The following is an 18201-nucleotide window of genomic DNA, read 5'->3' as shown; positions in this document are numbered from 1 at the left end:
CCGGCATATCCAATATAATAGGAAGACAAGGACAAAGAGAGCATGAGATGATGGCTTGCAAGCGATAGCCACAGTGTACGTATATGAGATCGAGGGAGGAACCCCAAGTGATATCGGCTGCGAATCAACAGGAGTATTATCAGGCATTAGTGGAAAAGAAATCGGAGTACGAGGGCGTTTTTTATGTGGGCGTGAAGACCACGGGGGTGTTCTGCCGCCCGACATGTCCGGCCCGAAAACCAAAAATGGAAAATTGTGAATTTTACGAGACGGCTCAAGAAGCGCTGCTTGCTTCCTTCAGGCCCTGTAAACGATGCCGTCCGCTATCACACCCCAATCAGGTGTCCGACCTGGTCCGGCTGCTCGTTGAGGCGGTGGAAGAAAATCCGGAGAAAAGGTGGACCAACCAGGATTTTCAGAAGCTGTCCGTGGATGCTTCGACGGCGAGACGCCAATTCAAGAAGCGGTTCGGGATGACCTTCGTCGAATATGCACGGGCACGGCGGATGGGACTTGCCCTGAAGCAAATCCGGGAGGGGCATGCCGTCATCGATGCGCAGCTGTCGACCGGCTACGAGTCCAGCAGTGGATTCAGGGACGCCTTTTCGCGGATTATGGGCGCTGCGCCTACTCGATCGGGGAATAACAAGATCTTAAAAGCTTCATGGATCGACACACGTCTAGGACCAATGATGGCCATCGCGGATGAGGAGGCGTTGTATCTGCTCGAATTCGTAGACCGCCGGGGCCTGGAGCGTGAGGTTGAACGTCTCCGGCAGAGAACCAAGTCGGCAATCGTTCCGGGTTACACAGCACCGATTCGTTCGATCGAGATTGAGCTCGACGCGTATTTTGACGGGAAATTAACGGAATTTAAGACACCCTTGTACCTGTTAGGATCGCCATTTCAAAAGGAAGTATGGGATCAGTTACTGCAGATTCCACCCGGACAAACGTCTTCGTATGGCGAGCTTGCAGCTACGATGGGAAAACCGACCGCGTATCGTGCCGTCGCCCAAGCGAATGGCGCTAACCAGCTTGCGATTGTCATTCCGTGCCATCGCGTGATCAATTCGAGCGGCGAATTGGGCGGATACGGCGGAGGATTGTCGCGCAAGCAATGGCTGCTGCATCATGAGAAATCGATGAGCACCGCAACCCTGCATGAATAGTAGACTTTCGTCGTAGCATACAGCATGTACATTGCCGATCAAAAAGGAGCATTAAGCACATTTAGCGTCAATGTAACCGTAGGCGGCATAAAATCAATAGATGAGCTGGGAAGTGTTACTATTTTTTCTGGTACTGCCGCTAAGGTATCTGTAGTGATGATCGCACCACAAGAGAATGAGAATCCATTTTGATCAATCATTTTTTCAAAATGGATTCTTTTTATTTATTTTAAATAATGGGTTTGTAAGATATGTTCAATCTATATATTTTGCAATTATAATCAAACCGTTTACAGTCTCCCTTCGTTTCCTTTTAATAGTACCGGTAAAAATCATGTATGAAATGGAGGAAGAATCATGAAGAAGACCGTATTCCTATCAGCTCTACTGCTCTTTATCATTTCGGCTGCCGGATTGTCAGCCTATGCAGAAACGGACCGTAAGCCGGCGTCCCAGTCGAAACCAAATTCCAGCCAAAGTGATCATGTCATCCGAGTGTATGGACCAGGCGGACCACTTGGACCGATCAAGGAAGCTACTGAGCATTTTTCAGCTGAAACGGGAATCGAGGTGGAAGTAACAGCCGGACCAGAGGGCAATTGGATCGGCCAGGCAAAGCAAGATGCAGATATTATTTTCGGTGGCTCCGAGTATATGCTGCAGGACTTCATCTTCAACCATCCCGAAATGATCGACACGAAATCACGAACGGAGCTATACCCGCGTGCTGCAGGAATATTGGTGAGGAAAGGAAATCCCAAGAAGATTGAAAGCCTGGAGGATTTAACGAAAAAGGGAGTAAAAATAATCGATGTGAATGGGGCGGGCCAGCTTGGCCTGTGGGAAGACCTGGCAGGCAGAAAAGGGCTGATCGAAGGCATTTCCCATAATATTAACCTTTCTGTAAAGTCGAGTGCCGAAGCCATTGAACGATGGAAATCGAATTCCAGCCTAGACGCCTGGATTACCTATGAATCGTGGCATTACCGGCTCCAGGATGTGACGGACCTGGTCGAATTGCCCGAAGAAGAAAAGCTCTATCGTGGAACGCCGATCGCCCTGACGAAACTCACCGATCAGAAAAAAGAAGCACAGCAATTTATTGATTATTTAAAAACGGAAGAAGCTCACCAAATCTTTCAAAAATGGGGCTGGAAGTAAGGAGAGTCTTAAATCAAAAAAACAGGAGGAATATACATGAAAAAAGGAATACTTACCCTCATGATATTTTCGATTATTTTTGCTTTGGCTGCTTGCGGAAAAAGCACTGAGGGAAAAACAGCGACGAATCAACCCGCTCAAGCCCAAACGGAACAAACTCAATCGGAACAAGCCCCGGCTGATAGCCTTCAGCTTTTGAAGGATGAGAAAGCTGGAGAGTACCTGGCGGATTCACAGGGAAAGGCCCTGTATTACTTTAAAAACGACGAAGCAGGAAAAAGCAATTGCAGCGGAGACTGCTTGGCAAACTGGCCGGCATTTACCCAGGAGGATTTTGCGGTCCCGGAAAGTTTTGACAAAAAGGATTTCGATACGATCTCAAGAGAAGACAACGGGGAGAAACAGGTCACGTACAAAGGTTTTCCTCTCTATTATTTTGCAAAAGACCAGCAAGAAGGGGATGTAAACGGACAAGGAGTAAAAGATGTATGGTTTGTCGTAAACAGCGAAACAGAATTTGAATAAGCCAGTCCAAGGAACGATCAATCGCGGTCGTTCCTCCTTTCTTTTAAACTAGTAAAATGGCAATATAATTTTTATCCAATAACAGGGAGTGCCATATGAAAGAAAAACACGATGCGGAATTAATGAGATTGGTAAACGGAAAACATCGTCACGCATTAGAGGAGCTTTATGATCGATATATAAAGCTTGTTTACAGCTTCGTTATGAAGTTTTGCAATGGGAATGAGGATAAGACGAAAGAGATTATTCAGTTGGTCTTTTTGAGGCTATGGACAACAAACAGCCATTATGATCCTGCTCAAGGCAGTTTTGTCAATTGGCTCCTCACGATTACACGAAATATTTGCATTGACTACCTCCGCAAAGAGAAGAGGCATACTGAGCACCATCAAGAGGAACATGAAGAGATCGCCGACCCTGCCAATGAAATCGAGCAACGAGTAAATACGAATAATATTGCGATGGCGAAAAACAAATTGCCGACGGCGCAAAGAAAATTAATCGATTTGCTTTATTGGAAAGGGTATTCTCTTTCAGAGATCGCCAAGCTGGAACAAGAGCCGCTCGGCACGATTAAAAGCAGGCTTCACCAGGCTCTTAAAGGATTGAGGAAGCATCTGAAACTGGAGGATCTAAAATGAGAAGAGATTGTGATCATTTAATTCCATATATAGCAAATGAGCTCAAGGAGAGCGAACACATGGCCTTTGTTGAACATTTAAAGAATTGTACGGATTGTAAGAAAGAATATCAGGAATTGTCCCAGGCCTGGCATGCTTTGCCGTTTGATTATACCGAAATCGAGGTGCCTGAATCGCTAAAAGGCGAGGTGCTGGGGTTTGTTTTTGATCACAAAAGGAAAAGCGGTACGGAAACATTCATAGCTAAGATAAGCAAGCTTGCCAAGATGCTCAAAAGCCAGTTCACTCCTGTTTCAGCCAGTATCGTGGCCGTCTTGTTGCTCGCGATTATTGGTCTTGGAATAGTGAATGTACAGGGAAAAAATCGCCATGCCGAAAATATCCCCATTGAAATTTTAACGGCCATTCCCTTAAAAGCAGCCAATCAAAGCCACCGGGGAACAAACGGCATCGCCTATATTGTCCAGCAGGGATCAGAGAAAAATTTGGTGGTGCAGGTTCACGAATTGCGCGGCGTCGAAGGTTCACAGGTTTACCAGGTTTGGCTGCTGAAAAACGGCACGAGGGTAAATGGCGGCATATTCAAGCCGGACGAAAACGGATCCGGAATACTGACCTACCAGCTCGCCGAAGGGCAGACTTTTGATCAAATCGGCATCACCGTCGAACCGGACGCCAGCAGCAGCCAGCCAAGGGGAGAAAAAATAGCCGGGTCATAGATGGAAACAGAAAAGGACAGATATATTTTGTTCTATCTGTCCTTTTTGTACGGTGGATTTAATCACTATTGGGGACATGATTATTTAAAAGTGACATTAGAAGTGGATGTTCCCGCATGTGGCTTTCAACATACATCTTAACTGAACGAGCTATTGAACAGGTTAAAGTAAGTTATTGGCATGAAAAACGTGTCCAAAATGAATCATGCTATAAGTTGGAAAATGAAAAAATTAAAGTTGTGTTCAGCAGCTTAGATGGATCGATTGACTCCATGATTGATAAAGTAACAGGATGCAATCATTCATTTCTTACATTAAAAGGGCTTGCCTAGATACAAGGACTGTCTGTATATCCTCATGTGGAGCAACGAGCTATTGGGAATAATATCCGTAGGCTCGTTGTTTGCGTTTATTACGCCAAAGTCTGTCCTCGTTGAAAAATAAACTTTTTGGGGGACCTCGTACGTCTTACCTATATAAGGCAAGCAAAAATACAACTGGAGGTTTTTAAAATGAAGAAACAATATGTAAAGAAAATTACTTTTTTGGCAGCAGGTTTCATTTGTGCGGCGGCAATCCTTACGCCTCAAGTATCGCAAGCAAAACAAGTAACCACGGTCCCAAAAGGGGTGACACCACAAACGAATAAAGCACTCCCAAAATTGAAACTGGGTCAAAAAATTATAGTCCCCGAACTTAAATTAAAGGAAAATACGTATGTACTTGATTACAAAATGTCCGATGTAAACGGTGATTCCGTTCAAGACAAAGTGATCTTGGTGGGTACAAAAGAAAAGATTGATGGAAAACTGGATGCGTATGCCAGTGATTTATCCGTCATCGTGCAGGATGGAAAAAACCAGAAGTACGTAAAATATGACTGGGTAAATAAAGGGACCGATGGAAAAATGTACGGGGAGCTCGGGAGGGAACCAAATTTGATTATTGGTGACTATACGGGTAACAGAGTGAACGATATTATCGTAACATCCCCTCAAGGAGGAAATGGTGGATACGTGGATCATCTGATCTTAACTTGGGAAGGAAATAAACTCAAAGATGTTTTGGCGGATAACCAAGAACTTTACACTAATCCTCAGGCAAACTTTAGTTTAAAACTGCCCGATTCTTGGAACGGACATTCCAAGGTGAGCCAATATGCAGGCGCAGATGCTGATGAAATTTTGCCATCGGCTAAGCATGTAGTGAAGTTCGATTATACGTCAAAGGATGGAAAAGATGCTGAAACGCTGTTGACGATCTCCGTATTTACCAAAAACGATTGGACTCGCCTCTCCCATGTAGAGGGCCCGCCTGTAGGGGGCGTAATTGAGGAAGCCAAAGGCATGGTGTATGTGTGTACAACGCCGCAGTCCAATCCGTTTGACCCCCAGTCGGAAGACGGCAAGCTGTTCGATCAACTATATAGTGATTTGGATGTAAACAAGTCTTTCGAACTGCTAAATTAGTTTTTGCGGGTTCAACATCCATGTTAAAACAGACTAACTCCAGAATGCAGGGTTAGTCTATTTGTGGTGTGCCTTGCTAAGGCGCATCATTTTTACATTTCATCTTTGATCTTGACAACTGAATCTCCTGATCTAATGAACTTATAGGTAGGATTTCTTTTTCTCTGAATCGAGAACAAACTTTTTAGGAGACCTCGTACGTCTTACTTATGTAAGCAAGCAAATATAAATGGAGGTTTGGAAAATGAAAAATCGATTCGTAAAGAAAATTCCTTTGTTAGCCCTGGCAGGTTTCATTTGTGCAGTCGGAGTCGGGGCACCTCAAGTTACTTTAGCGAAACAGGCAGCCTCAACCTCAAAAGTGGTAACTCAACAATCCCAAAAAACATTGCCCAAAATAGAAATTGGTCAAAAATTTACAGCACCCGGGCTTAAACTGAAGGAAAATACGTATGTACTTGATCACAAAATGTCTGATGTGAACGGTGATTCCGTTAAAGACAAAGTGATCTTGGTGGGTACAAAAGAAAAGATTGATGGAAAACTGGATGCGTATGCCAGTGATTTATCCGTCATTGTGCAGGATGGAAAAACCCATAAGTATGTAAAATATGATTGGATGAACAACGTAGATGGAACATTGAGTGGGGAATTCGGGAGAGAACCGAATTTGATTATTGGTGACTATACAGGCAATAAAGTGGACGATATTATTGTAACAGCCCCTCAAGGAGGAAATGGTGGATACGTGGATCATCTTGTCTTAACTTGGGAAAAAAATAAACTCAAAGCTCTTTTTGCGGATAACCAATACACCGATTTGAATAGATGAAACTTGAACTATCGCTCCTCTATAGTTCAAGACTTATAATGGAAAAGGTATGGAAAAGGATATATATAAAATAAAAGAAGAATTTACGAAATTGGAATTGCGCAAAGAACTCGATTTCCTACAGCAGAGGAACATCGAGTTTTTTAATTTATCCAAAATCTTCGTGTGAATGAACTTGAAATTTTTACATCTCGTGCTCATTTACCGGAGAACAAACTTTTTTAGGTACCATCCACGTCTTACTTGTATAGCAAGGAAATGATATGCGCATATCAAAGGGAGAGTCTCTAATATGAATAACAAGTTTGAAAAGTTACTGATTCGTTTTATTACGGAAGATAAAGAGAATGTGTATCGATTAGCTTTCAGTTATGTAAAAAATGCTGAAAATGCACTGGATATTGTTCAGGACTCAATTCATAAGGCTCTGTCATCATCAGAAGCCTTAAAATCCGAGGGTTCCATAAAAAGTTGGTTTTACAGGATTGTGGTGAATACATCGATCGATTTCCTGAGAAAACAAAAGAGGATTCAACTTGTGGATGATAAGACTTTGGAATTACACAGCACTACAGGTGAAGACGTCTACCATGACATGGATCTGGAGAAGGCTTTGGAGGAATTACCCCCTAACTTTCGTACTGTAATAGTACTTAGATATTTTGAAGATTTAAAAATTGAAGAAATTGCGGAAGTAATGGATGAGAACATCAATACTGTAAAAACAAGATTGTATCAAGGGCTCCGCAAACTCCGAGTTAAAATGAGCAAAGAGATTTTAGAGGAGGTAAAGTAAGATGAGCGAACAACTGGAACAGTTAAAAAGAAAATATAAAGATACGCCTATCCCTGATGAATTGGATTTCGTTGTTAAGAAAGCTATTAAACAAAGCAAGAAAAGACATGGAAATTGGAAGAAGAGTCTCGTTGGGGTCGGGGCAGCAGCTATTATATTGATAACAGGGATTAATGCTAGTCCTACCTTTGCAAAAGCTTTATCAGATGTGCCATTAGTTGGTCCGCTCGTCAAGGTGCTGACATTTACAGAATTTAAAGTCGATGAAGAAACTGCCAAAGCCGATATCAAAGTACCTGCCATTACGAACATGGAAAATAAAACGTTAGAAGCTGCTCTTAATAGTGAATATCTGGAAGATAGTAAAAAGCTGTACAACGATTTTACGGCTGAAATGGAGGAATTAAAGAAACATGGCGGAGGGCACGTCGGCGTGGAAAGCGGTTATGAAGTCAAAACCGACAATGATCAGATTCTTGCCATTGGCAGATATGTAGTAAATACGGTTGGTTCATCCTCAACAACATTTAAATACGACACTATAGATAAGAAAAATCAACTTTTAATTACCTTACCGAGTTTATTTAAAGATGACAGCTATATCAGACTAATCAGTGAAAATATTAAAGAACAAATGAGGCAGCAAATGAAGGCGGACCCGGACAAAACGTATTGGGTAGACGATAAAGTGGATTTTGAAAGTTTTCAGAGCATTGCTAAGGATCAATCCTTTTATATAAACAATGAAGGCAAACTTGTCATCTCCTTTGATAAATACGAAGTTGCGCCAGGTTCTATGGGCGTGGTTGAATTTATTATTCCAACCAATGAGATTGCCAATGCATTAGTATGTAATGAATATATAAAATAAACTTCGAAATCGAGCAAAAGGCGTACGAAAAACCGGTCCGACGGTATCGTACATGTTTCGGGTTCATTGTTACAAGTTTTTCAATGAGTCAATCGCCGGACTATGTTGAAAACCTAACCTATCGAGATTGAAAGGGCAAAATACAGATGCATGGCATAAAACGAATGAAGCAGAACAACTGCAGACAGATCACGGCGGCGAAGCGCATGACAAACGAACGAATCCCACCATTTATAATGAAAGCTGATATAGATAGGGAAGACGGCCGATATGCCTAAGCCGCTTAAAGGTAACGGGCGCTATATGCCCGGGCTCGATGGACTGCGGGCGTTCGCCGTGTTAGCTGTCATCGTCTATCATCTTGATTCCAGATGGGCACCCGGCGGGTTGCTAGGTGTCGGCGTGTTTTTCGTTTTGTCCGGGTACCTTATCACCGACATCCTCATTGCGCAATGGAAAAGAGATGGAGGGCTGGATTGGAAAGACTTCTGGTTAAGACGCATAAGGCGGCTGATGCCCGCATTGCTCGTCATGATTGCAGTCGTCGTGGCGTGGATTACGTTATTCGATCATTCCCAACTGGCGTCGGTACATGGAGATGTGCTGTCGGCGCTTTTGTACGTAAATAACTGGTGGCGTATTTATCATGAGGTATCGTATTTTTCGAGCTTCGGGCCACCCTCCCCGTTCGGACACTTTTGGTCGCTCGCAGTGGAGGAGCAGTTCTACTTGCTCTGGCCGTTGCTTCTCGTTATCGGACTTCGTTTCGTGACACGGCGGAGACTTCTCGGGTTGACTCTATTGCTCGCGTTTTTGTCGGCGCTTGCGATGGCGCTGATTTACGAGCAGGGCAGCGATCCGAGCCGGGTTTACTACGGCACGGATACGAGAGCGTTTGCCTTGCTCATTGGCGCAGCGCTTGCCATGGTTTGGCCGAGCCGCAAGCTCACAGTGAAGGCTGCGCCGCGAGCACGCCTGATCTTTGATTGCATCGGGGGAGCGGGTCTGATGACGATTGTGGTCATGATCGGGCTTACCGATCAGTACGATAGCTTTCTTTACCGTGGCGGATTCGTGCTTTTATCCGTCGCCACAGCTATAGTTGTAGCGGTTCTAGCCCATCCCGTAAGCCGGTTGGGCAAAGTAATGGGTTGTAAACCACTGCGGTGGCTTGGCGTTCGTTCTTACGGCATCTATCTTTGGCATTATCCGGTTATTATACTAACTCGTCCTGAAGTCAACACTGGGGAGACCAGTATTGTACGTAGCATATTACAGGTTGGAATTAGCATTGTACTCGCCGCGATATCGTGGCGGTTTATCGAGGAGCCTATTCGAAAAGGCGGTTTCGGATATGCATGGAGGCAGTTCCGGAGGTGGGGATCAATGCCGGTCCTTGGCAGAATGGCTTCAGTATGCATGATGCTTGTGCTGACGATATGCGCTATCGGTATGACTGGCGTTACATCCAATACGAAACCAGGCTCGGTTTCGTACGAACGCAACGATTTTCAAACAGGGACAATACAACCAGGGAGCATACCGAAACCAAACGGCTCGAAACAGCCATATGGAACTCTAAGGCCGGATGCGGGACAGAAAGTGACCGCGATTGGCGACTCGGTCTTGCTCGATATTGCCCCTTATCTACAAGAGCATCTCCCCGGCATTACGATCGACGGCAAAGTGGGCCGACAGATGTCCCAGGCAAAGGACGTTATTGATCAGCATAAGTCGAAGGGTGAGTTAGGTGACGTTGTCATCGTCGCACTCGGCACAAATGGTACGTTTTCGGAGAAGACACTCTTTACGCTGCTGGATTCGTTAGAAAACGTTCAGCAAATTCTGCTTGTAAACATTCGCGTGCCGCGTCCGTGGGAACGCGACGTTAATTCGACTTTGGCCGAGACATCGAAACAGTTCTCCAACGTGACGCTTGTTGACTGGTACATGGCTAGTTCCGACAAAGATTCATATTTCTCAAGGGACGGCGTACATCTTGGCGAAGAAGGCGCGAAGGCTTATGCTTCCCTGATAGCAGAGGCAATCAAGCCTTAACAAAGAACGAATGATAAAAACTAATCCTAAGGCCATCATAACCATGAATTATCTTACATCGACGGCAAAACCAAGGAATCGAACTAACAGGGTCTGTCAATCGTATAGCTCATGATTTTGTGATAGAATACATTCGAATCCTTGCCAACACAGGTAGATTATATAAGGTGAAAAACTTAAGCAGTTGTTCTAACTTAATATTCATGATGGAAATTTTCTTTTTCCGGGCGGGGGGATCTAATGACAGAATCTGACGGGAGCGTTCATTCTGCAGCGCATTTTTCTCATAATCAAGAAATCTTTCCTTTGGAACGCGTTGCCTGCACAGGGGCAGGGAGTGTGATCTACCCACCTGGAGGCGTATTCGGACCCCGTATTCAGAAGGATATACAACTGGTTCTGCTGGATTCGGGACATATGGAAGTCAATATCGCGGGGCAATCCCAGATTGTGAAACCTGGGCATGCAGCACTGCTGATGCCGGGATACGAGGAGTTTTTCGTGTTTTCCCAAAAACAGGAGACATGGCATCGCTGGATTTCGGTTCATTTCAGCTCCTTCCGGTGCGAGGAGGAGCAAATTCTTTCGAATCTGCCTTTTTGTGTTCCCATCACCAGTCATCTGAACCGGATTACGGAAATGATTCTTTCCATGAAAGCGGAGTACCCAGAGGACAGCCGTCTGATGATCAGCCTGGGGCACCTGGCTTTGCAAATCTATTATGCCGGCGTCACCTCGACAGCAACGAAACCGCCAGGCCATTCTTCGGTCATTCTTGTCAAGCAACTGATCCAGGAACGCTTTGGCGATGAGCTGACCTTAAATGATCTAGCTGCGCATGCGGGTGTCACCGCTGAACATTTGATCCGGTTATTCCGTAAAAGTGATGGGACTACCCCAATCCGCTACTTGTGGAATTACCGCTGCATTCGGGCGGTCGAGCTGCTCAAACAGACCGGGCTTTCCATTTCAGAAATCGCCGATAGGTGCGGATTCAAATCGACATTTCATTTTGCTAAAAGCATCAAAAAACAGGTTGGCCTCACACCGACGGAAATCCGGCAATCCTCATGGCTTGGGGGCGGCTGAACAGTTCAGGGTCCCTTACCGCTCATGGGTCATTATTTGTTTTTTGCAGTCAAAAATAGATGTATTGATCAGCCGGTTGATGCAAACATCCATTTCTTACGTGGCAAGGGGCTTGTTCAGGTACAAGGACAGTACATCTCATGTGGGAACAACGAGCCATTGGGAATAATACCCATAGGCTCGTTGTTTGCGTTTATTACGCCAAAGTCTTAACTGCCTTACAATCTGAATATCTAAGCTTAAAGTTGGAAGATACATTCCATTTACAAATATACACACAACCGTAAACCGTCGTCCGGGCGGGGGGATCGACTTCTGGTTGAGGTCTCCTGTAGGTAATGCTCCGCTGTGCCTTTCCTTGGTTATGGTAAATACCTGAACCTGGTTAGGGGGCATGCAGATGGAGATCGTTTCAGCTAGAGTTGCTTTAAATCAATTACAGACACATTCCTGCAAATCTCAGACATTGTTCTCAGGGCATGATCCAGGTATTCTTGGGGTGTAAAAGAAAACCGTTCAGAGGAGAATGATGATGATCAAGACATATTCCTTGCCAGGTAACCCTTTATCACAGGAGCAAATTGAATTTTTTAGACAGAACGGATATCTACTGTGGAAAAAAGGGATGGGCGGCGATCTGATCGATGCCTTTAACAGTCACATTTATGATATTCGTAATCAGGACCCGATGCCGGAATGGGCTGCTTGCAGTGAATCCAAGAAGTTCTCGCTGCGGCTGTTTAATCCGCACAAGCATGACAGCTTCTCGCGGCAGGTGATGAAGCATGCCTTGGTAAGAGGAGCATTGACCCAATTGATGGGAAAGGAAGCAGTTTGCGTGCAGAGTATGTATTTTTATAAGGAACCAGGGTCACCTGGCCAAGCTTCCCACCAGGATTATTACTATATCAAGAACGATCCGATGACCATGATCGCCGCATGGACGGCAATGGAGGACATCATCGACGAAGAAAACGGTTGTCTGTGGGTGCTGCCGGGAACGCATAAGCTGGGGCTGCTGCCTCACGGCGCCGTTAAAAATTTGGAAGAGCACGAGCACTGGACCGAGGAAACCGAAGGTGTGGATACGAACCATCAAATTCCTGTTATCATGGAAAAGGGAGACATCCTGTTCTTCAGTGAGCTGTTAATTCACTCTTCCAACAAGAACCGAAGCAAAGACCGTTGGCGCCGATCCTATGTCTGCCACTATATCCGCGAAGATTCGAATGTTCTCCATAGGGAAGATCTTCGCCAGAAGTATTGGTTGTACTAATTTAAGAACTGACAGAAATGCAACAGATTACGGAGACCACCCCAGAATGATTGTTGAGATTGCTACCGATGTAAAGCTTAGAGACTACTAAATGATAATAAGCTGAACCGTATCATAAATGAGGCGAAAAAATTATTCAGACTTGGAGAAGCTCATACGGAGTCATCTGAAAAAAATGACCATGGAGAGAGGCATCTGTGCAACCTGAATGCAGAGGGGAAACTCGAACCCCGATATGTGTTTCATAGTTTTGAAGGGGACGGAAGCACAGAAGCCGATTCGCATGTGCTAATCCTTCCAGAAGGAAAGTATGTAACTTTGGATTAACGTAAGGAGAACGAAGTGGAACGCGTAAAAAATACTAAACTATATAGAAAAAAACGCCACAGGTGACCTCCATGGAATGTCCGTAGGTAGCAATGACGAACTGTAGGAGACGAATTTTAAAGCGACGTTAGGTGTGAGTTCCGTTATATCATCCAATGGGGAGAGGACATTCACTCGTCTGATCTTGTGCTTGTATAAAATAAGAAGTAAGAGGAAGAACCGTTACTCGCAGGAGGGGGATCTTCCTTTTTTTAATGTAAGCTGTATATACTGTTGGAGAGTATTATAAATGACAAGAATGTAGCCAAATGAATTTCAGGCAGTTGCCCTGTTGTTCGCGGCTTTTTCTTTTTTTAAACGCTCAATCAATCTTCAACTTGTGTGAAATACTACCAGGAAGATGACGATAGGATTTCTTTCTCTTACCAACCCCAAAACAAACTTTTTAGGGAACCTCGTACGTCTTACTTATGTAAGCAGCAAATATAAATGTTTGTTTAAATTATTTTATGTTTATTTTGGTTAGAATGAAACTCGCTCGGTTAATTTGATAGAATTTTGCTTACCAAGGAAATAAGGCAGAAGGAGTGTGGAATCTTGAAATCAGCAAAAGCAAAAATAACATCTAGTATCTTGTTGATCCTGGGACTTTTTATAGTGGGGTATTTTGTTAATGTTATGTTGCAGAGTAATGACGGTTATGCCAGTGAAGCTGACAAAGATAAAAAAAGAATAGAAGTATCCAAATATCCGGGGGTAGATTTATTTACAGAAGTAACAGAGAAAAAGAACTATAACATGGCGATTCACTATCCGAAATTTAAAAGCGATAAGCTCAATACAGAAATGGAAGGATATGCAGCTTCGGTCAAAGAGGATTTTCTGGCGAGTGTCGAGGAGAATAAGGAATATATAAAAAACCACGCAGCCGCGTTATCTTTAGCGGTGGAAATCCATCCCGTGGTGGAGAATATGTATTCCATTGTATTCTCTGAGGAAAGGTATGTCGTAGGTGCAAACGCACAGCAAAAAGCGAAGGTTTATATAGTAGATGTCAAAAAAAGTGACTTCATTCAAAAAACTGAGATCCTCAAGGATACGACACAAAACCGGGAACAGTTATACGCGCTCATCAATAAAAAATTCAAGGAATCGAAAGAATACAGTCCTTTTCTGTTCGAAGATGAGTTAAAGATCTGGGCAACTGATCCGAACAATAAATTTAATGGCATGTATTTTACGGATAAGGCAGCTGTTTTTCAATTTGATAAATACGAGGTAACTGCCGGAGCGGCCGGCATGCCCAAAATTTCGATTCCACTGGATGAGATGCAAGATCTTCTAACTGATGAGTGGAAAGAGAAGTTGCAGATTGAGAATGATAAAAAAGACGAAAAAGACGAGTCAAAAAACAATTCAAAGAATAAGGACAAGCCCCAAGAAGATAAGCCGGTTAAAGATGATGATTCTCCAAAGGGCAGTAAACGAGTAGCTCTTACTTTTGACGATGGGCCGCATCCTAAAAACACGTTGAAGATTCTTGACTTGCTTGAAAAGTATAATGCGAAAGCGACATTCTTTATGCTGGGTAATAGGGTGGATTTCTATCCGGAGATTGTGAAGGAAGTTGCTAATCAAGGACATGAACTAGGTAACCACACCTGGAACCACAAGGATCTAACGAACTTAAGCAAAGCAGAAGGGATCAAGGAAGTGGAACGAACAAACCAGGCCATCAAGAGCGCCGCAGGAAGAGAAGCAACGGTGTTCCGACCACCTTATGGTGCCGTTAATAAGCAGGTTCAGAGTGCGATCAGCAGTCCCGCTGTATTGTGGACCATTGATACCTTGGACTGGAAATCGCGTAATCCGGCTGCCATATTAAAAATCGTTCAAGCAAATGTGAGAGACGGTTCAATCATTCTAATGCACGATATTCATGCAACGACTGCAGAAGCCGTAGAACCTATTTTGAAATATTTGCAAAAAGAAGGCTATGAATTTGTGAACGTCTCTGAATTATAAGGTTCAAATACGATAAAGCCGGGCAGCTTCATTCAGATGGCGGTTATAACTCAATTTACAGAAGACGAATTCCGGCTTCCAAGCTAATGTAAGAAGGCGTGATCCTCAAGAAAAATGCAATGGTTCCGGCGGCCGCTGTAGCCAAGGCATTGGGTATCAATTTTGAAATGAATAACAATACCGAGCAAGTTCCCTCTGGAAGGGCAAGGGCAAACTCATGATTCCGGTCCAGCTGCTGAAAAATGCCTTCAAAATCAAAGTTACGGCAGATTATGATTTGCTGTATGACTACGATTTCAAATCCGGCTTCATGGAGAGTATATCGAGTTATTAACAGAATCTTTAGCCCAGCAGCCTGCGCCCACCTTTTTGGGTAGTGCAGGCTGCTTCTTTTATATAGTAGAAAAAAATTCATCGGGGGCTTTTTTCCTGCCCCGGCCTTGCCGGGACCGTTGCCGTTGCCCGGAACTTGACCGGGGACACGCCGTAGTTGGCCCGGAATACCCGGTGAAAATAGGAATAGCTAGCAAAGCCGCAGGTTTCCGCGATTTCCTCCAGCGTCATGGTGCTGTATTTCATGCGCTCGACGGCTGCATTCAACCTGATCTCCAGGGCGTACTGGATCATCGTTTTTCCGTAATATTCCTTGAACAGTTTAACGGCACGGGATAAACTGAGTCCCACATGGGAAGCAGCCTCCTCCAGCTTGAAGGTGATGGTGGCATGTTCCTCTACGAATCGCTTCAGCCGCAGCGCGGTAAAGGCAAGACGATCGGTCGGCTTGATCTCGGTAATGGCCCGGTCCAGGCAGAGGCAGAGACTCCGCAGCAGGTAGTCGGTCAGCTCCCCGATTTCCCCCTCAAGTCCGCGCCGCTTCTCCAGCAGCATCTGTCTCCACAGGCCCAGCAAATGATCGTCGAGCCCGACATGGCTGACGACAGGGCGGGGGATGCGGTTCCACCAATCATCAATCCAGGTGCCGTCGCAAAATATAAAATAATCCCCGCTGGACACGCGGCCATCCTCGCCGTCTTCCTTCACCCGCAGCTCGTATTCATCGCCGGGCTTCAGCAGCAGCAGGTCGCCTGCCTGCACGTGGTGCTCGATGCCGTTGCAGTAGATTTCGCAGGAGCCCTCGGTTTGAAGACGGAAAAGATAGGTCGTCAAGCCGCCCCGATGGCTGTTGCTAAATTGCTGGAAGTGATAGGAATAGTCGCAGATCAGCAGCCTTGCCTCCATCATGGTAACAACCCCCAGTAAAAATGTAAGCAGATAGTTCATGTTGCAGCAATATTGTTTATGTTCATTTTAGCCTATTTGCATGTATGATAGTAGCAGATAGAGCAGTAACTCATTTTTGGAATCGAGGTGCGCTATAATGAGAAGAATGAACATTGGTTTGCAAATGTATACGCTGCGCGATGAGACAGCACAGGATTTCCGCGGTACGCTTCGCAAAGTGGCTGAATTAGGTTATGAAGGGGTGGAATTCGCAGGGTATGGAGACATTCCAGCCGAGGAAATGAAAACGCTTCTTCAAGAACTTGGCCTGAAAGCGATCGGCAGTCACGTAGGCCTGCACCTTCTTCGTGCAGATCTGCAGAAGGAAATTGATTACCTGAAAACCATTGGCGCTAAATATATGATGTGTCCATATGTGGCCGAAGAAGATCGTAAAGATGCCGAGGATTGGAAGAACCTCTTCTCCTTCCTGGAGGAAGTAGGGGCCGAAGCGCGCAAGCAGGGCCTGATCTTTGGTTACCATAACCATGCATTCGAATTCGAAACCGAGGTCGATGGCCAGTTTGTCTTTGATGCGATGTATTCCGCAACGACGCCGGAAGCCGTGCAAGTGGAGATGGACGTATGCTGGGTACAATTCGCCGGACAAGATCCGCTCACCTACATTCCGAAATACGCTGGACGTCTTCCGCTGCTTCACCTGAAAGACTTCAGCAAGGATGCGGAAGGCAACATGAAAACGCTGGAGCTGAGCCAAGGGTCGGTTAACCTGCCGGGCGTCATTCAGGCTGCATCCGATGCAGGCACGGAATGGCTGATCGTCGAGCAGGACGTATGTCAGAATCCGCCGCTGCAAAGTGTGGAGAACAGTATGAACTGGCTGAAGCAGAACTACCTGAACCAATTTTAATCTATGAGCACAAAGGAGACTTTCAATGAGTAAAATTAAAGTGGCTGTGTTTGGCTGCGGCGCAATCGCCCAGCGCAGACATATTCCTGAATACGCGAACAATGCTAACGTGGAGCTGGTTGCTTTTGCCGATCCGGTAAAGGAACGCGCCGAAGAAATGGCAGCCCAATATGGCGGTAAAGCTTATACAGACTATCAAGAACTGCTGAAGAACGAGAAGCTCGATGCCGTTAGCGTATGTACGCCGAACTATCTGCATGCCCCAATGAGCATCGCGGCTGCGAATGCCGGTCTTCATGTGCTGGTGGAGAAGCCGATGGCAACAACGGCTGAAGAAGGAGAGCAAATGATCGAGGCAGCCCGCAAAAATGGGGTTTACCTGATGGTAGGCCACAACCAGCGTCTCATGCCTCCGCACGTGAAAGCGAAGGAAATCCTGGATTCCGGCAAGCTCGGCAAGGTGCTTACTTTCCGTACTTCCTTCGGCCATGGCGGTCCGGAGAGCTGGAGCCTCGATGGTCGCGACAGCTGGTTCTTCCGCAAAGAAGAAGCGATTATGGGCGCTATGGGTGACCTCGGCGTGCATAAATCCGACTTTATCCGTTATTTGCTGAACGATGAAATCGTGGAAGTGGCGGGTTTCATCGGAACGGTTCATAAAGACGGAACCGATGTAGACGACAACGCGACTTGCATCGTTCGCATGAAGAGCGGGGCCGTAGGCACACTGATGGCGAGCTGGACGCATTACAGAGCCGGTGATAACGGAACGGTATTATGGTGCGAGAAGGGCGCCATGATGATCGGTACCGTTAACGGTGATGAAGTGGTTGTTGAGCTGACCGACGGTACGGTAGAAACCTACAAGGTTGGCGCCATGGCAACCAATGAGAAGCAGGTTCCGAGCGGTGTCATCGACACTTTTGTCGAATCCATTCTTACGAACACACCTCCTAGCATTTCCGGCGAGGAAGGACTGCGTTCCTTGAACGTGATCCTGGGTGCATTCGAATCCCAAGAGACCGGTAGAATTGTGAAGCTGTAATATGATATACAGAGGAGAGCCGTCTGCGGACGGCTCTTTTTTC

Annotated in this window: 18 protein-coding genes; 17 read left to right on the top strand and 1 reads right to left on the bottom strand. The window is 45.4% G+C overall.

The genetic code is table 11. The annotated features are described in order from the left end of the window. The first annotated feature begins 83 nt into the window (after window positions 1-83). The 15 genes from ACOZB4_RS21465 (at window position 84) to ACOZB4_RS21395 (ending at window position 14961) form a co-directional block, all read left to right on the top strand. Window positions 84-1172, top strand: a complete 1089-nt coding sequence (locus tag ACOZB4_RS21465) for a bifunctional transcriptional activator/DNA repair enzyme AdaA (protein ID WP_422759638.1) — start codon at window positions 84-86, stop codon at window positions 1170-1172. A gap of 24 nt (window positions 1173-1196) precedes the next feature. Continuing rightward, window positions 1197-1364, top strand: coding sequence for a hypothetical protein (locus ACOZB4_RS21460; RefSeq protein WP_379408788.1), 168 nt, complete (start codon window positions 1197-1199; stop codon window positions 1362-1364). A gap of 165 nt (window positions 1365-1529) precedes the next feature. After that, on the top strand, window positions 1530-2333 hold the full coding sequence (locus ACOZB4_RS21455; RefSeq protein WP_422759637.1) for an extracellular solute-binding protein: 804 nt from the start codon (window positions 1530-1532) through the stop codon (window positions 2331-2333). 36 nt (window positions 2334-2369) lie between these two features. After that, entirely contained in the window at window positions 2370-2858 is a 489-nt protein-coding gene (locus ACOZB4_RS21450; RefSeq protein ID WP_379414772.1) for a hypothetical protein, read from the top strand. Between the two features lie 95 nt (window positions 2859-2953). Further along, window positions 2954-3499, top strand: a complete 546-nt coding sequence (locus ACOZB4_RS21445) for an RNA polymerase sigma factor (protein WP_379414770.1) — start codon at window positions 2954-2956, stop codon at window positions 3497-3499. A 59-nt stretch (window positions 3500-3558) separates the two neighbouring features. Further along, entirely contained in the window at window positions 3559-4218 is a 660-nt protein-coding gene (locus tag ACOZB4_RS21440) for an anti-sigma factor (RefSeq protein ID WP_379414768.1), read from the top strand. A 116-nt stretch (window positions 4219-4334) separates the two neighbouring features. Next, window positions 4335-4550 (top strand): hypothetical protein, encoded by a 216-nt coding sequence (locus ACOZB4_RS21435; RefSeq protein WP_379414766.1) that lies wholly within the window; start codon window positions 4335-4337, stop codon window positions 4548-4550. Window positions 4551-4730: 180 nt separating this feature from the next. Next, entirely contained in the window at window positions 4731-5687 is a 957-nt protein-coding gene (locus tag ACOZB4_RS21430) for a hypothetical protein (protein WP_379414764.1), read from the top strand. Window positions 5688-5931: 244 nt separating this feature from the next. Beyond that, the gene (locus ACOZB4_RS21425) at window positions 5932-6519 is read left to right on the top strand and encodes a hypothetical protein (RefSeq protein WP_379414762.1); all 588 of its coding nucleotides are present in this window, start codon (window positions 5932-5934) and stop codon (window positions 6517-6519) included. A 292-nt stretch (window positions 6520-6811) separates the two neighbouring features. Next, entirely contained in the window at window positions 6812-7315 is a 504-nt protein-coding gene (locus ACOZB4_RS21420; protein WP_379414760.1) for an RNA polymerase sigma factor, read from the top strand. 1 nt (window position 7316) lies between these two features. Beyond that, the gene (locus tag ACOZB4_RS21415) at window positions 7317-8186 is read left to right on the top strand and encodes a DUF3298 and DUF4163 domain-containing protein (RefSeq protein WP_379414758.1); all 870 of its coding nucleotides are present in this window, start codon (window positions 7317-7319) and stop codon (window positions 8184-8186) included. A 270-nt stretch (window positions 8187-8456) separates the two neighbouring features. Further along, window positions 8457-10244, top strand: coding sequence for an acyltransferase family protein (locus ACOZB4_RS21410; protein WP_379414755.1), 1788 nt, complete (start codon window positions 8457-8459; stop codon window positions 10242-10244). A gap of 240 nt (window positions 10245-10484) precedes the next feature. After that, complete coding sequence (locus ACOZB4_RS21405; RefSeq protein ID WP_379414752.1) at window positions 10485-11333, top strand: helix-turn-helix domain-containing protein; 849 nt, start codon at window positions 10485-10487, stop codon at window positions 11331-11333. Between the two features lie 532 nt (window positions 11334-11865). Next, entirely contained in the window at window positions 11866-12609 is a 744-nt protein-coding gene (locus ACOZB4_RS21400; protein WP_244878990.1) for a phytanoyl-CoA dioxygenase family protein, read from the top strand. A 924-nt stretch (window positions 12610-13533) separates the two neighbouring features. Next, the gene (locus ACOZB4_RS21395; protein WP_379414748.1) at window positions 13534-14961 is read left to right on the top strand and encodes a polysaccharide deacetylase family protein; all 1428 of its coding nucleotides are present in this window, start codon (window positions 13534-13536) and stop codon (window positions 14959-14961) included. A 411-nt stretch (window positions 14962-15372) separates the two neighbouring features. Here the strand turns inward: ACOZB4_RS21395 and ACOZB4_RS21390 are convergent, their stop codons facing one another. After that, window positions 15373-16200, bottom strand: coding sequence for a helix-turn-helix domain-containing protein (locus ACOZB4_RS21390; protein WP_379414788.1), 828 nt, complete (start codon window positions 16198-16200; stop codon window positions 15373-15375). A gap of 139 nt (window positions 16201-16339) precedes the next feature. Here ACOZB4_RS21390 and ACOZB4_RS21385 point away from each other — a divergent pair, with 139 nt between their 5' ends. Both ACOZB4_RS21385 and ACOZB4_RS21380 read left to right on the top strand, forming a co-directional pair. Continuing rightward, complete coding sequence (locus ACOZB4_RS21385) at window positions 16340-17113, top strand: sugar phosphate isomerase/epimerase family protein (protein WP_339269808.1); 774 nt, start codon at window positions 16340-16342, stop codon at window positions 17111-17113. 25 nt (window positions 17114-17138) lie between these two features. Beyond that, on the top strand, window positions 17139-18158 hold the full coding sequence (locus tag ACOZB4_RS21380; protein WP_379414745.1) for a Gfo/Idh/MocA family protein: 1020 nt from the start codon (window positions 17139-17141) through the stop codon (window positions 18156-18158). The last annotated feature ends 43 nt before the right edge of the window (window positions 18159-18201 follow it).

Source organism: Paenibacillus sp. NPDC058898 (assembly GCF_049316025.1).
In the GTDB taxonomy this organism is placed as follows: Bacteria; Bacillota; Bacilli; order Paenibacillales; family Paenibacillaceae; genus Paenibacillus_AQ.
This window is presented reverse-complemented; position numbering and strand designations above follow the sequence as displayed.